15 protein-coding genes, 1 tRNA gene and 1 pseudogene are annotated in these 13,510 nt (G+C 65.7%); 15 read left to right on the top strand and 2 right to left on the bottom strand.

Annotation, left to right across the window (positions count from 1 at the left end; translation table 11 throughout):
* Positions 1–27 precede the first annotated feature (27 nt).
* Positions 28–1,122, top strand: a complete 1,095-nt coding sequence (locus Q7V15_RS01275; RefSeq protein WP_304753170.1) for a glutathione S-transferase family protein — start codon at positions 28–30, stop codon at positions 1,120–1,122.
* A gap of 62 nt (positions 1,123–1,184) precedes the next feature.
* On the opposite strand, the gene Q7V15_RS01280 is transcribed toward Q7V15_RS01275, so the two are convergent.
* Positions 1,185–1,261: transfer RNA gene (locus Q7V15_RS01280), tRNA-Asp, on the bottom strand.
* A 55-nt stretch (positions 1,262–1,316) separates the two neighbouring features.
* Complete coding sequence (locus Q7V15_RS01285; RefSeq protein ID WP_304753172.1) at positions 1,317–2,870, bottom strand: AbgT family transporter; 1,554 nt, start codon at positions 2,868–2,870, stop codon at positions 1,317–1,319.
* Between the two features lie 246 nt (positions 2,871–3,116).
* On the opposite strand from Q7V15_RS01285, the gene Q7V15_RS01290 reads away from it, so the two are divergent.
* The 14 genes and pseudogenes from Q7V15_RS01290 to Q7V15_RS01355 all read left to right on the top strand — a co-directional run.
* Positions 3,117–3,494, top strand: coding sequence for an NADH-quinone oxidoreductase subunit A (locus Q7V15_RS01290; RefSeq protein WP_304753174.1), 378 nt, complete (start codon positions 3,117–3,119; stop codon positions 3,492–3,494).
* Positions 3,464–4,045, top strand: coding sequence for an NADH-quinone oxidoreductase subunit B family protein (locus Q7V15_RS01295; RefSeq protein ID WP_304753176.1), 582 nt, complete (start codon positions 3,464–3,466; stop codon positions 4,043–4,045). Before Q7V15_RS01290 ends, Q7V15_RS01295 begins: the two co-directional genes overlap by 31 nt.
* A complete protein-coding gene (locus Q7V15_RS01300) occupies positions 4,042–4,671 on the top strand; it encodes an NADH-quinone oxidoreductase subunit C (protein ID WP_304753179.1) in 630 nt (209 codons plus the stop codon). The genes Q7V15_RS01295 and Q7V15_RS01300 overlap by 4 nt, the downstream gene beginning before the upstream one ends.
* Positions 4,668–5,903 (top strand): NADH-quinone oxidoreductase subunit D, encoded by a 1,236-nt coding sequence (locus Q7V15_RS01305; RefSeq protein ID WP_304753181.1) that lies wholly within the window; start codon positions 4,668–4,670, stop codon positions 5,901–5,903. Before Q7V15_RS01300 ends, Q7V15_RS01305 begins: the two co-directional genes overlap by 4 nt.
* Positions 5,900–6,250: a nuclear transport factor 2 family protein gene (locus tag Q7V15_RS01310; RefSeq protein WP_304753183.1), complete on the top strand. Its 351-nt coding sequence runs from the start codon at positions 5,900–5,902 to the stop codon at positions 6,248–6,250. The genes Q7V15_RS01305 and Q7V15_RS01310 overlap by 4 nt, the downstream gene beginning before the upstream one ends.
* Positions 6,251–6,257: 7 nt before the next feature.
* Positions 6,258–6,941, top strand: a complete 684-nt coding sequence (gene nuoE, locus Q7V15_RS01315) for an NADH-quinone oxidoreductase subunit NuoE (protein WP_304753185.1) — start codon at positions 6,258–6,260, stop codon at positions 6,939–6,941.
* On the top strand, positions 6,938–7,147 hold the full coding sequence (locus Q7V15_RS01320; protein WP_304753187.1) for a hypothetical protein: 210 nt from the start codon (positions 6,938–6,940) through the stop codon (positions 7,145–7,147). The genes nuoE and Q7V15_RS01320 overlap by 4 nt, the downstream gene beginning before the upstream one ends.
* Positions 7,148–7,152: 5 nt before the next feature.
* Entirely contained in the window at positions 7,153–8,469 is a 1,317-nt protein-coding gene (nuoF, locus tag Q7V15_RS01325) for an NADH-quinone oxidoreductase subunit NuoF (protein WP_304753189.1), read from the top strand.
* Positions 8,470–8,474: 5 nt separating this feature from the next.
* The gene (gene nuoG / locus Q7V15_RS01330; protein ID WP_304753191.1) at positions 8,475–10,514 is read left to right on the top strand and encodes an NADH-quinone oxidoreductase subunit NuoG; all 2,040 of its coding nucleotides are present in this window, start codon (positions 8,475–8,477) and stop codon (positions 10,512–10,514) included.
* A gap of 3 nt (positions 10,515–10,517) precedes the next feature.
* Positions 10,518–11,603 carry an NADH-quinone oxidoreductase subunit NuoH gene (nuoH, locus tag Q7V15_RS01335; RefSeq protein WP_304753193.1) on the top strand — a complete coding sequence of 362 codons (1,086 nt, stop codon included), beginning with the start codon at positions 10,518–10,520 and terminating at the stop codon, positions 11,601–11,603.
* The gene (gene nuoI / locus Q7V15_RS01340; protein ID WP_293321344.1) at positions 11,603–12,100 is read left to right on the top strand and encodes an NADH-quinone oxidoreductase subunit NuoI; all 498 of its coding nucleotides are present in this window, start codon (positions 11,603–11,605) and stop codon (positions 12,098–12,100) included. Before nuoH ends, nuoI begins: the two co-directional genes overlap by 1 nt.
* A 105-nt stretch (positions 12,101–12,205) precedes the next feature.
* Positions 12,206–12,823 carry an NADH-quinone oxidoreductase subunit J gene (locus Q7V15_RS01345; RefSeq protein ID WP_304753194.1) on the top strand — a complete coding sequence of 206 codons (618 nt, stop codon included), beginning with the start codon at positions 12,206–12,208 and terminating at the stop codon, positions 12,821–12,823.
* Positions 12,823–13,128: an NADH-quinone oxidoreductase subunit NuoK gene (gene nuoK / locus Q7V15_RS01350; RefSeq protein ID WP_304753199.1), complete on the top strand. Its 306-nt coding sequence runs from the start codon at positions 12,823–12,825 to the stop codon at positions 13,126–13,128. The genes Q7V15_RS01345 and nuoK overlap by 1 nt, the downstream gene beginning before the upstream one ends.
* Before the next feature lie 8 nt (positions 13,129–13,136).
* Positions 13,137–13,510: pseudogene (locus Q7V15_RS01355) on the top strand (NADH-quinone oxidoreductase subunit L); the annotation flags it as partial.

Consider the following 13,510-nt stretch of genomic DNA (forward strand, 5'->3'; position numbering starts at 1 on the left):
CCGATTTCCGATGATGGAGCCGAACCCGTGATCTTCGAACAGGCTGATCTCATGCCCCGTCCGGGGCGCTACCGGATCCTGGCCGGGCCGGGCTCGCCCTATTCGCACAAGGTTCGCGCCGCTCTGCGCTACCGCCGCATCCCCCACGATTGGACGGTGCCGCTCGGCGGGTTCGACGGCGCAGGCCAGAGTGAGGGGCTCAAGGCCTTCGGCAAGCGGCTGTTGCCTGTGGTGCTCTATCCCGACGGAAGCGCCTGGAACGACTCCACGCCGATCCTGCATGAGATGGAGACCCTGCACCCTGACGGACCCAGTCTCATGCCGCCGACGCCCGCCCAGCGGTTCCTGGCGCGGCTGGTGGAGGACTTCGCCGACGAGTGGCTGGCGGTCATCCTCATGGCCTTCCGCTGGACGTCGGAGGCGGACGTCGCCTTCTGCGCCCGCCGCCAGATGGCCGGCTGGCTGGGGGATGTCGATGAGCCGACGCTCAGCCTGGGGATCGAGGCGTTCACCGCCCGTCAGCAGATGGTCCGCAACTTTATCGGCGGCGGCGATCCCTCCACCCATGCGGCCCTGGAGGGGGAGTATCTCGCCCTTCTCGACATTCTAGAGCGCGGCCTGGCGCGGCGGTTGTTCCTGTTTGGCCAGCGCCCGTCCATCGCCGATTTCGGCCTCTACGGAATGCTGAGCCAGCTGGCCATCGATCCGACCCCGTCTCGCCTGATGCGCGCCCATGCGGTGCGCACCTATCAATGGACCCAATGGGTGGATGACCTGTCGGGGCATCAGGGAGAGTGGGCGGCCGATCCTGCGCCAGACGAAACCCTGGTTGAGTTGGTGGCCCTGGCCGGCGGCGGCTTCCGGGCCATGATGCTGGCCTCGGCCGAGGCGGCGGGCCGCGGGGAGATGCGCTGCGCCTTCCAGGTGGGGGGCGTGACTCTGGCCAGCGTCGCGCGGCCCTACACAGTGAGTTGCTGGCTCTGGCTGAAGGCCATGTTCGCCGAACTGTCCGACGCCGACCGCGAAGCCCTGCGCCCGATTCTCGAGCCGGCCGGCTTCTGGGACGTCTTGGCCTTCGCGCCGGGCGAAGCCGAACGGCTCAAGCCCTTCGCCAAGCTCTGAGTCAGGACGGCATGGGTTGAATGCGAGGGAGGAGGAGCGCCAGGTCCCCTCAAGGAAGACCATGGCGCGAGTGACGGGACTCGAACCCGCGACCTCCGGCGTGACAGGCCGGCGCTCTAACCAACTGAGCTACACCCGCATATGGCGCTCGCGTCGCCGCGAGGGGCGTCTGATAGGTCCCGACCGGAATCGTGTCAACTGGGCACGCGCTCAGATGTGACCTGGGGCGGCGAATAATGCACATCCGCCTGTGGACCCAGGGGCAGCTCCAGGGCCGACCAGAGACCGACCAGGATGATTCCGGCGCTCATCATCGCCGCCGAATAGGGCAGCATGGCGCTGATCAGGCCGCCGACGCCGAAGCCGGGGCGCCATCTCTGGCAGAATCCCAGGACCAGGGCGAAATAGGGCATCAATGGCGAGGCCATGTTCACGCTGGAGTCCCCCATGCGGTAGGCCGCCGTGGTCATCTCAGGACTGACCCCCAGCAGCATCAGCATGGGCACCAGAACCGGGGCGATGGCCGCCCACTTGGCCGAGGCTGAGCCGATCAGCATGTCGAGGGCCGCCGTCAGCACGACGATGGCCATCAGCAGGACGGGGATCGGCAGACCCGTGGCGCGGATCGCCTCTGCGCCGTTGATGGCGATGATCACCCCCAGGTTCGACCAGGTGAACATGGCGATGAAGTGGGCCGCAGCGAACGCCAGCACGATATAGGGCGCCATGGAGGCCATGGACTCCGACGCCAGGCGGACCACGTCCCGGTCAGTGCGAATCTGGCCGGTCAGCCGCCCATAGGTCAGGCCGCCAGCCAGGAAGAGGACGAAGAAGCCGGCCACCAGGGAGCGAAAGAAGGGAGTCCAGCGGGCAGGGCCATCAAGACTGCGGTCCACCAGGGGCGCGCCGGGGGCGAGGGCCATGGCGGCCCACAGGATCATGACGGCCGCCACCGCCACCCCGGACCAGATCAGGGCCCGGCGCTCGATGGGCGAGAGCGGCGCGTCCTGGGGCGGCAGGTTCTCCGGTGGGGCCCAGGGACCCAGGCGCGGCTCCACCACATTGGCCGTGACCCACCAGGCCACCGGAATGAACACCAGGGCGCCGGCGGCGGTGAAGTACCAGTTGCCCACCAGATTGGCCGTCCAGGTGGGATCGATCAGCCGGGCGGCGGGCTCCGACAGACCGAGGATCAGGGCGTCGAACTGGCCGGGCAGGGGATTGCCGGCGAAGCTGCCCACCACGCCGGCGAAGGCGGCGGCGATTCCCGCGATCGGGTGGCGACCGACGGCTGCGAAGGCGGCGCCGGCCAGGGGCAGAAGGATGACGAACCCCGAATCGGCGGCGTGATTGGCGATCAGCCCCAGGAAGATCACCACCGGGCAGACCAGCAGCCGCGGCGTGCGGCTCATCATGGCGCGGATGGCCGCCGACAGGAGGCCGACTCGCTCGGCGATGCCCGCCCCCAGCATGATCAGCAACACATAGCCCAGCGGCGCGAAGCCGGTGAGGGTGCGGGGCATCTCCACGAGCAGGGTCTGGATGTTGGCCGGGGTGAGCAGGCTCTGGGCGCGCAACAACTGACCATCGACCGGATTGATCGCACTGACGCCCACCCAGGCGCAGATCACGCTGGCCAGGGTGAGGGCGCCGATGATCCAGGCGAAGATGAAGACCGGGTCAGGCAGGCGGTCGCCGAGCCGCTCGATGGCGTCGAGGGCCCGGTGAATCATGGGTCGTCTGGTCAATTTCCCCTCCAACGAACATCTCAGCCTAGGGCGATGGCGGGCGCCCGGAAACCGAGCTCGCAGCACTTGCGAAGCATTCGCAAAATAAACGGGCCGATGCCCGGTTCGCGGGCGCAATGGTCACTTCGCGACGTCTCGCCGCAGGCGCGGGAGGCTGGGCCATGGCGTATCTCTGTTGTCGGAATCCGCTGTTTGAACCCTGCGCATTGCTGGTCTAGAAGGACCCGCGACTCCTTCGAGGACTCCATGAACGCGTTCCTTCTGCAGTACCTGCCCATCGTGATTTTCCTAGGGATCGCGACGGCTCTGGGCCTGGCCTTCGTGCTGGCCGCCGCCGTGTTCGCGCCCAAGGCGCCCGATCCGGAAAAGCTTTCGACCTACGAGTGCGGCTTCAACGCCTTTGACGATGCGCGAATGAAATTCGACGTCCGGTTCTACCTGGTGTCGATCCTCTTCATCATCTTCGACCTGGAAGTCGCGTTCCTGTTCCCCTGGGCCGTCAGCCTGATGAACCTGCCCACCGAAGCCATGCAGTTCGCCTTTTGGTCGATGATGACCTTCCTGGGCATCCTGACTGTCGGCTTCATCTATGAATGGAAGAAGGGGGCCCTGGAATGGGAGTGATCGTTCCGGCCAATTCGGCCGCCCGCGCCACGGTCGAGGGCTACGACGCCAAGATTCACGACCCCTTCTTCGACGGGGTCAACGACCAGCTGGCCGACAAGGGCTTCATCACCGCCGCCGCGGACGACCTGATCACCTGGGCGCGCACCGGCTCGCTCATGTGGATGACCTTTGGCCTCGCTTGCTGCGCCGTGGAGATGATGCAGGCCTCGATGCCCCGTTATGACCTTGAGCGCTACGGCTTTGCGCCCCGGGCCAGCCCGCGTCAGTCGGACGTGATGATCGTGGCCGGCACGCTCTGCAACAAGATGGCTCCGGCCCTGCGCAAGGTCTACGACCAGATGCCGGAACCCCGCTATGTCATCTCCATGGGCTCCTGCGCCAATGGCGGCGGCTACTACTATTTCAGCTATTCCGTCGTGCGCGGCTGTGACCGGATCGTGCCGGTGGACATCTATGTGCCGGGCTGCCCGCCAACGGCGGAGGCCCTGGTCTATGGGGTTCTGCAGTTGCAGAAGAAGATCCGCCGGACCGGGACGATCGAGCGATGACCTGGCCCGTCTCAGCCGCTGACCTCCAGACCCTTGGCCAGGCCATGGTCGCCAATAGCGCCGGCGCGCTTACGGGCGCCCATGTCGCCTTTGACGAGTTGAGTCTGACCGCGCCGCTGCCCCGGATCGTCGAGGCCCTGACCTTCCTGCGGGATCATCCGGACTACCGGTTCGAGGTGATGATCGACCTGACGGCGGTGGACTATCCCGAGCGCGAGAAGCGTTTTGAGGTGGTCTATCACCTGCTGTCGATGAGTCAGAACCTGCGGGTTCGGGTGAAGCTGGTGACGGACGAGGACACCCCGGTGCCCAGCGCCATCCCGGCCTATCCCTGCGCCAACTGGTATGAGCGCGAGGCCTTCGACATGTACGGGGTCTTCTTCGAAGGCCATCCGGACCTGCGCCGCATCCTGACCGACTATGGCTTCCACGGCCATCCGCTGCGCAAGGACTTCCCCATGAGCGGCTATGTGGAGCTGCGCTATGATGACGAGCTCAAGCGCGTGGTCTATGAGCCGATCAAGATGACCGAGTGGCGCAATTGGGACTTCCTCAGCCCCTGGGAAGGCGTGGAGCGCGGCTTCACCACCCTTCCGGGCGATGAAAAGGTGGAGCCCAAGGCATGACCGGAGAAGTCGTACCCGCCACAGAGGCCCAGCTGGCCCACAGCCCCTCGACCGAAACCGAAATCCGCAAGTTCACCATCAATTTCGGTCCGCAGCACCCGGCCGCGCACGGTGTGCTGCGCCTGATCCTGGAGCTGGACGGCGAAGTGGTGGAGCGGGTCGACCCCCATGTGGGGCTGCTCCATCGCGGCACTGAAAAGCTGATGGAGTACCGGCCCTATCAGCAGACGATCCCCTATTTCGATCGCCTGGACTATGTGGCCCCGATGAATCAGGAGCACGCCTATGTGCTCGCCATCGAGAAGCTGCTGGCTGTCGAGGTCCCCTATCGGGCCCAGCTGATCCGGGTTTTGTATTCGGAGATCGGCCGGATCCTGAGCCATCTGCTCAATGTGACGACCCAGGCCATGGACGTGGGCGCGCTCACCCCGCCGCTTTGGGGCTTCGAAGAGCGTGAAAAGCTCATGGTCTTCTATGAGCGGGCCTCAGGCGCGCGGCTGCACGCCAACTATTTCCGCGTCGGCGGGGTGCGGCAGGACCTGCCGCCGGCCCTGGTGGCCGATATCGCCGCCTGGTGCGACTCCTTCCCCAAGGCCCTGGCCGACATCGACAGCCTGATCACCGGCAATCGCATCTTCAAGCAGCGCAATGTGGATATTGGCGTGGTCAGCAAGCAGGAGGCCCTCGACTGGGGTTTCTCCGGCGTGATGGTGCGCGGGTCAGGCATCGCCTGGGACCTGCGCCGTAACCAGCCCTATGAGTGCTACAACGAGCTGGAGTTCGACATCCCGCTCGGCGTGAACGGCGACTGCTACGACCGCTATCTCTGCCGCATGGAAGAGATGCGCCAGTCGGTGCGCATCATGAAGCAGTGCTGCGAGCGCCTGGAAAAGACGCCGGGGCCGGTGCTGACCGAAGACAACAAGATCGGCGCCCCGCGCCGGGGCGAGATGAAGCGCTCGATGGAGGCGCTCATCCATCACTTTAAGCTGTTCACCGAAGGCTATCGGACTCCGCCGGGCGAGGTCTATGCCGCCGTTGAGGCGCCCAAGGGTGAGTTCGGCGTCTTCCTGGTCTCTGACGGCTCAAACAAGCCTTACAAGTGCAAGATCCGCGCGCCGGGCTATGCGCATCTTCAGGCCATGGACTGGATCAACCGCGGCCACATGCTGGCCGACGTCTCGGCCATCCTGGGCTCGCTGGACATCGTGTTCGGGGAGATCGACCGATGAACGCAGCAGCGACACGGGCGCCGGCCGACCTCGCCCAGGGCCAACTCGACGCCTACAACGCCCAGGATGTGGACGCCCTTTGCGGCTTCTTCGCCGATGACCTGATCGTCGCCGACTTCAACGGGGCGGTGACGGTGAATGGCCTGGAGGCCTTTCGGGCCAAACACGTGGCGCTTTTCGCCGAACACCCTCAGAACCGCGCCGAACTCGCCCACCGTATCGTCATCGGCGATCGGGTGATCGATCACGAGCGGGTCTATCGCCAGCCTGGGTCGGTCAGCTTCGAGGTGGCCGCCATCTACACCATCGCCGGCGGCAAGATCGCCCGCATCGATTTCGTGAAGTGAGGGGCATGTGAGCGTTCGTCGTCTTTCGCCCAATCAGCCGGCCAGCTTCGCCTTCCAGCCGCAGACGCTGGAAAAGGCGCAGTGGTGGATTTCCAAGTTTCCCGCCGCCCGTCGGCAGTCGGCGGTCATCCCGATCCTCTGGCTGATTCAGAAGCAGGAAGGCTGGGTCAGCGAGCCCGCGATCCGCGTGGTGGCCGAGATGCTCGGCATGCCTCGCATCCGGGTGCTGGAGGTCGCGACCTTCTACACGATGTTCATGCTGGAGCCGGTGGGCAGCGTCGCCCTGGTTCAGGTCTGCGGCACCACGCCCTGCCAGCTTCGGGGGTCGGAAAGCCTGATGGCGGTCTGCAAGCGCAAGATCGGTCCCAAGGACCACCTGTCGGCGGACGGCAAGTTCACCTGGCAGGAGGTCGAGTGCCTGGGCGCCTGCGCCAATGCGCCCATGGCCGCCATCAACGACTATTATTACGAAGACCTGACGCCGGAGAGTTTCGAGGCCCTGCTGGACGATTTCGCCGCAGGCAAGGCGCCCGCACCCGGTTCGGCCGCGGGGCGCCAAGGCTCGGCGCCCGAGGGCGGGCCGCTGACCCTCTCTGACCCCGCCCTCTATGACGGCACGGCCGCCAAGCCGCTGAAGAAAATCCCCAACGCCGCGCCCAAGACGCCGGCCAAGGCGGAGCCGACAGCGTGAGCGCGGAGGCGGGCATCAAGGCGCGGTTCCTGCGCATGGCGATCATCAACGGCGTCTGCGTCCTGGGTGCGATCGCAGCTGTGATCGGCGCCCTGGTGTCGGGCCAGGACTGGCTGTTCGCCGTCTTCGGTCTCGCCCTGGCTGCGGGGTTCGCGGCGCAGATCTGGTTCATCGCCGCCTTCCGGCGCGCGAAAGAAGGAGTTTGAGGGGCGTGGTCGGGATTCTCGAAGACAAGGACCGCATCTTCACGAACCTCTATGGTCTGCACGACTTCGGCCTTGAGGGTGCGAAGCGGCGCGGCGCCTGGAATGGCGTGCGGGAAATCCTGTCGCAGACGCCGGAATGGATCTGCGATCAGGTCAAGAATTCCGGCCTGCGCGGTCGCGGCGGGGCGGGCTTCGGCACCGGCCTGAAGTGGACCTTCATGCCCAAGCAGGAAAGTGAGCGGCCGCACTATCTGGTGGTCAATGCCGATGAGTCCGAGCCCGGCACCTGCAAGGACCGCGAGATCCTGCGCAATGACCCGCATCTGCTGATCGAGGGCTGCCTGATCGCCAGCTACGCGATCCGGGCGCACACCTGCTACATCTATATCCGCGGCGAGTACGTCTTCGAGCGTGAGCGCCTGGAGGCCGCGATCCGCCAAGCCTACGAGGCCCGGCTGATCGGCAAGGACAACATCCACGGCTGGGATTTCGACCTGCATGTGACCCATGGCGGCGGGGCCTATATCTGCGGCGACGAGACCGCCCTGATGGAGAGCCTGGAAGGCAAGAAGGGCCAGCCGCGGCTGAAGCCCCCGTTCCCGGCTGGCGCCGGCATCTATGGGTGCCCGACCACCATCAACAATGTCGAGACCATCGCCACGGTGGGCGCCATCCTGCGCCGCGGGGCCGAATGGTTCGCGGGTTTTGGCCGGCCCAACAACACCGGCACCAAGCTGATGGCCATTTCCGGCCATGTGAACCGCCCCTGCGTGGTCGAGGAGACCATGTCGATCCCCCTGCGCCAGCTGCTGGAAGAGCATTGCGGTGGAATTCGCGGCGGCTGGGGCAATCTGAAGGCGATCATTCCCGGCGGCTCGTCGGTGCCGATGATCACCGCCGAGATGGCCGAGACAGCGCTCATGGACTTCGACTCCCTGCGCGAGATGCGCTCAGGGCTCGGCACCGCGGCGGTCATTGTCATGGACAAGGACGCCGACATCGTGAAGTCGATCGCCCGACTGTCCTACTTCTACAAGCATGAGAGCTGCGGCCAGTGCACGCCGTGCCGCGAAGGCACCGGCTGGATGTGGCGGGTCATGGAGCGGATGGTCACCGGCGAGGCCGAGATGGCCGAGATCGACATGCTGCTCGACGTCGCCTCGCAGGTCGAAGGCCACACCATCTGCGGTCTCGGCGACGCGGCCGCCTGGCCGATCCAGGGGCTGTTCCGTCACTTCCGCCATGAGGTGGAGGATCGCATCACCCAGTACCGCGCCGGACGCCCGCACGTGCAGGGCGCCACGCTCGTGGCTGCGGAGTAAAAGACATGCCCATCGCAAAGGTCGACGGCGTCGAGGTCGAGTTCGAACCCGGCATGACCGTGCTGCAGGTCGCCGAGCTGGCCGGGAAGGAAATCCCGCGCTTCTGCTATCACGAGCGGCTGTCCATCGCCGGCAACTGCCGCATGTGTCTGGTCGAGGTGAAGCCCGGTCCGCCCAAGCCGCAGGCCTCCTGCGCCCTGCCGGCGGCCGAAGGCCAGGAAATCTTCACCGACACGCCGATGGTCAAGAAGGCCCGTCATGGCGTGATGGAGTTCCTGCTGATCAACCACCCGCTGGACTGCCCGATCTGCGACCAGGGCGGCGAGTGCGACCTGCAGGACCAGGCCATGGGCTATGGCCGCGACGACTCCCGCTATGGCGAGAACAAGCGCGCGGTCGAAGAGAAGTTCATGGGTCCGCTCATCAAGACGGTGATGACCCGCTGCATCCAGTGCACCCGCTGCGTGCGCTTCGTCACCGAAGTGGCTGGCGTGCCGGAGATCGGCCTGATCTCCCGTGGCGAAGACGTTGAAATCACGACCTATCTGGACGCCGCCGTCACATCCGAGCTGAGCGCCAATGTCATCGACCTGTGCCCGGTCGGCGCCCTGACCTCCAAGCCATACGCCTTCAATGCGCGGCCCTGGGAGCTGAAGAAGACCGAGAGCATCGACGTCATGGACGCCCTGGGTTCGGCCATTCGCGTCGACGCCCGCGGCCCCGCGGTGCTCCGCGTGCTGCCGCGCATCAATGACGACGTCAACGAAGAGTGGATCAGCGACAAGACTCGCTACGCGGTCGATGGCCTGTCGCGGCAGCGTCTGGATCGCCCCTACATCCGTGAGAACGGCAAGCTGCGTCCCGCGACCTGGGCCGAGGCGCTGCAGACCGTGGCCGCCAAGGTCAAGGCGACCTCGCCGGACCGTATGGGTGTGATCGCCGGCGACCTGCAGGACGCGGAGTCCATGAAGGCCGCCCTGGACCTGTTCGGCGGCCTGGGCGTCGCCAGCCTCGACTGTCGCCAGGACGGCATGGCCCTGGGCGATGGCCCGCGGGAAAGCTGGCTGTTGAATTCGACCATCGCCGGCATTGAAGACGCTGACGTGATCCTGCTGGTGGGGACCAATCCCCGCATGGAGGCCCCGGTGTTCAACGCCCGTCTGCGCAAGCGCTGGCTGGCCGGCGCCCTGCGGGTTGGCGTGATCGGCGAGCAGGCTGATCTCACCTATGGTTATGACTATCTGGGCGCGGGACCTGAGAGCCTGACAGCGCTTTCCAAGTCCCGCAGCGACTTCGTCAAGGCGTTCAAGGGCGCCGAGAAGCCTGCGATCATCGTCGGCGCCGGAGCCCTGGCCCGCACCGATGGCGCAGCTGTGCTCAAGGCGGCGGCCGCCGTGGCCAAGACCTTCAAGGCGACCTGGAACGTCCTGCACACCGCCGCCGCCCGCGTGGGCGGCCTCGACCTGGGCTTTACGCCTAAGGCCGGCGGCAAGACGGCTCTCGAACTGACCGCCAGGGGCGGCGCCGATCTGCTGGTCCTGATGGGCGCCGACGAGATGGACCTGTCGGCCACCGACGCCTTCGTCGTCTATATGGGCACCCATGGGGACGCTGGCGCGCACCGGGCCGATGTGATCCTGCCAAGCGCGGCCTATACCGAGAAGAACGGCCTCTATGTGAACACCGAGGGCCGGGTTCAGCGGGGCGAGCGGGCGGTCTTCCCCAAGGGCGAGGCCAAGGAAGACTGGGCCATCCTGCGCGCCCTGTCCGAACTGCTGGACGCTAAGCTGCCCTATGACAGCCTCGACCAGCTGCGTGCGCGGCTGTTCGCCGATCACCCCACCTTCGGCCGAATCGACTATGTGCCGGATGCGCCTGGCGCGCTCGACCTGTCGGTTCTGGGCGGGGAGGGCGACCTGTCGGACGCGCCCTTCGCGAGTCCCGTGAAGGCCTTCTATCTGACCAACCCGATCGCACGCGCCAGCGTGACCATGGCCGAGTGCCAGGCGCTCGTGCCGGGCGCCGAAATGATCGCCGCGGAGTAGGGCATGGACGCCACCACCAATTTCTGGGCGACGCCGGGCGGCTGGACGCTGATCACCGTGGGCCAGATCGCCGCCGTGATGATCTGGATCCTGTTGTCGCTAGCCTTCCTGTTGCTGGCCGACCGCAAGATCTGGGCCGGTGTGCAGATGCGCAAGGGCCCCAACATCGTGGGTCCGTTCGGCCTGCTGCAGTCCTTCGCCGACTTCCTGAAGTTCGTGCTGAAGGAGATCGTCATCCCCGACGGGGCCGACAAGGTGGTCTTCATCCTGGCCCCCCTGATCAGCTTCGTCCTGGCCTTCGCCGCCTGGGCCGTGGTGCCCCTGGCGCCGGGCTGGGTGGTCTCCGACATCAATGTCGGCGTCCTTTACCTGCTGGCGATCAGCTCGCTCGGCGTCTACGGCATCATCATGGGCGGCTGGGCGTCCAACTCGAAGTACCCCTTCCTGGGCAGCCTGCGTTCGGCCGCCCAGATGGTCAGCTACGAGGTCTCCATCGGCTTTGTGATCATCACCGTGATCCTGCTGGCCGGCACCATGAACCTGCAGACCATTGTTGAGCAGCAGGCCGGCGGATTCTGGAACTGGTACGTGTTCGGCGGCGGACTCTCCAACCTGCCGATGATCTTGGTCATGGTCCCGATGGCGGTCGTCTTCTTCATCTCGGCCCTGGCCGAGACCAACCGTCCGCCCTTCGACCTGCCGGAAGCTGAGTCCGAGCTCGTTGCCGGCTATCAGGTGGAATACTCCTCCACTCCGTACCTGCTGTTCATGATCGGCGAGTACGCCAACATCGTCCTGATGTGCGCCATCATCACCATCCTCTTCTTCGGCGGGTGGCAGGCGCCGTTCCCGACGCCGTTCATCGAGAGCTGGCCGGCGACCGCACAGAGCTTCTTCGGCTTCATGTGGTTCTTCGCCAAGACGGTCTTCTTCTTCTTCCTGATCGCCATGGTGAAGGCGATCGTGCCCCGCTACCGCTATGACCAGCTGATGCGCCTGGGGTGGAAGGTCTTCCTGCCCTTCTCCCTGGTGGCCGTGGTGCTGGTCGCCGCCTGGCGGGTGTTCGGCCCGGTCCAAGGAGCGATCTGATGAGTTTCGCCGCCCGTCTCAGCCAGGCCGCCAAGGGCGCGGCCCTGATGGACTTCATCGGGGCCTTTGGCCTCGGCATGAAGTACATGATGCGTCCCAAGGCGACCGTCATCTATCCGAACGAGCGCAACCCCCAGTCGCCGCGCTTCCGGGGCGAGCACGCCCTGCGCCGCTATCCCAATGGGGAGGAGCGCTGCATCGCCTGCAAACTCTGCGAAGCCATCTGCCCGGCCCAGGCCATCACCATCGAGGCCGAGCCCCGGGATGATGGCAGCCGCCGGACGACCCGCTACGACATCGACATGGTCAAGTGCATCTACTGCGGCCTGTGCCAGGAGGCCTGCCCGGTGGACGCCATTGTCGAGGGGCCGAACCTGGAGTTCGCCACCGAGACACGGGAAGAGCTCTATTACGAAAAGGATCGCCTGCTCGACAACGGGGATCGTTGGGAGCGGGAGATCGCGAAGAACCTGGAACTCGACGCGCCCTATCGCTAAGAGACAGGCGCGATTCCGGGGCTTTTGGACGTTGGCGTCCGACCAGGGTTAAGCGCCCTGTCGGGCGGACCAACCTGATGATTGAGGGGCGAAAGTAGAGCCGTCATGGCCTTGCAGGCGATCGCATTCTATCTGCTGGCGACAGTCACCATCGGCTCCGGCCTCGCCGTGGTGTCCGTCAGAAACCCTGTGCACTCGGTGCTCTTCCTCATCCTGACCTTCTTCTCGGCGGCGGGCCTCTTCCTGCTGCTCGGGGCGGAGTTCCTGGCGATGCTGCTGGTGGTCGTCTATGTGGGCGCCGTCGCGGTGCTGTTCCTCTTCGTTGTCATGATGCTCGACGTGGATTTCGGCGCTCTGAAGCAGGGCTTCGCCCGCTACGCCCCGGTGGGCGGGTTGGTCGGCGGCATTCTGGCGATTGAAATGATCATTGTCGCCACGGCGGTGGCGCGCGGCGGGGCGGCTCGCGGCAACAGTGAGCCCATGGCCGCCCTGGACGGCCTCTCCAACACCGAGACCATCGGGCGGGTGCTCTACACCGACTATGTCTACTTCTTCCAGGCTGCGGGCCTGGTGCTGCTGGTGGCCATGATCGGCGCCATCGTCCTGACCCTGCGTCACAAGCCTGGCGTGCGCCGCCAGGTGATCGCCGACCAGGTGGCGCGTAACGCCCAGAGCGGCATGCGCACCGTTCAGATCAAGCCGGGCGAGGGGATGGGCGAATGATGATCGGGCTCAGTCACTATCTGGCGGTCGCCGCCATCCTGTTCACGATCGGGGTCTTCGGGATCTTCGTGAACCGCAAGAACATCATCGTCATCCTGATGTCGATCGAACTGATCCTGCTGGCGGTGAACATCAATCTCGTGGCGTTTTCGGCCTACCTGCATGACGTGGTGGGGCAGATCTTCGCCATGTTCGTCCTGACCGTGGCCGCCGCCGAGGCGGCCGTGGGCCTGGCCATCCTCGTCACCTTCTTCCGTAACCGCGGCGGCATCGCCGTGGACGACGCCGCCGTGATGAAAGGCTGACGGAGCCCATGACCCCTCAGTCTATCGCCATCATCCTGGTCTTCGCGCCGCTGCTCGGCGCCCTGATTGCAGGCCTGTTTGGCCGACGCATCGGTGACTTCGCGTCGCAAGCGGTGACCACGGGCCTGCTGGTCCTGGCCTGCGTCCTGTCCTGGACCCTGTTCATTCAGTGGACCTGGGGCGGGCTGGAAGCCTTCACCCTCACCCTGCTGCCTTTCATCAATGTGGGGGACTTCCAGTCGGCCTGGTCGATCCGTATCGATGGGCTCTCGGCCGTCATGCTGATCGTGGTCACCTCGGTCTCGGCCCTGGTCCACGTCTATTCGTGGGGCTACATGGCCGAGGACGACTCCCGGCCGCGCTTCTTCGCCTATCTGTCGCT

The sequence above is a fragment of the Phenylobacterium sp. genome (genome assembly GCF_030651755.1).
Lineage (GTDB): Bacteria > Pseudomonadota > Alphaproteobacteria > Caulobacterales > Caulobacteraceae > Phenylobacterium.

Coding starts and splice junctions, on each gene's coding strand:
- Q7V15_RS01345 (WP_304753194.1), top strand. CDS start 12,206: ATGGCCTTGCAGGCGATCGCATTCTATCTGCTGGCGACAGTCACCATC.
- nuoH (WP_304753193.1), top strand. CDS start 10,518: ATGGACGCCACCACCAATTTCTGGGCGACGCCGGGCGGCTGGACGCTG.
- Q7V15_RS01310 (WP_304753183.1), top strand. CDS start 5,900: ATGAACGCAGCAGCGACACGGGCGCCGGCCGACCTCGCCCAGGGCCAA.
- nuoI (WP_293321344.1), top strand. CDS start 11,603: ATGAGTTTCGCCGCCCGTCTCAGCCAGGCCGCCAAGGGCGCGGCCCTG.
- Q7V15_RS01290 (WP_304753174.1), top strand. CDS start 3,117: ATGAACGCGTTCCTTCTGCAGTACCTGCCCATCGTGATTTTCCTAGGG.
- Q7V15_RS01305 (WP_304753181.1), top strand. CDS start 4,668: ATGACCGGAGAAGTCGTACCCGCCACAGAGGCCCAGCTGGCCCACAGC.
- nuoG (WP_304753191.1), top strand. CDS start 8,475: ATGCCCATCGCAAAGGTCGACGGCGTCGAGGTCGAGTTCGAACCCGGC.
- Q7V15_RS01295 (WP_304753176.1), top strand. CDS start 3,464: ATGGAAGAAGGGGGCCCTGGAATGGGAGTGATCGTTCCGGCCAATTCG.
- Q7V15_RS01300 (WP_304753179.1), top strand. CDS start 4,042: ATGACCTGGCCCGTCTCAGCCGCTGACCTCCAGACCCTTGGCCAGGCC.
- nuoK (WP_304753199.1), top strand. CDS start 12,823: ATGATCGGGCTCAGTCACTATCTGGCGGTCGCCGCCATCCTGTTCACG.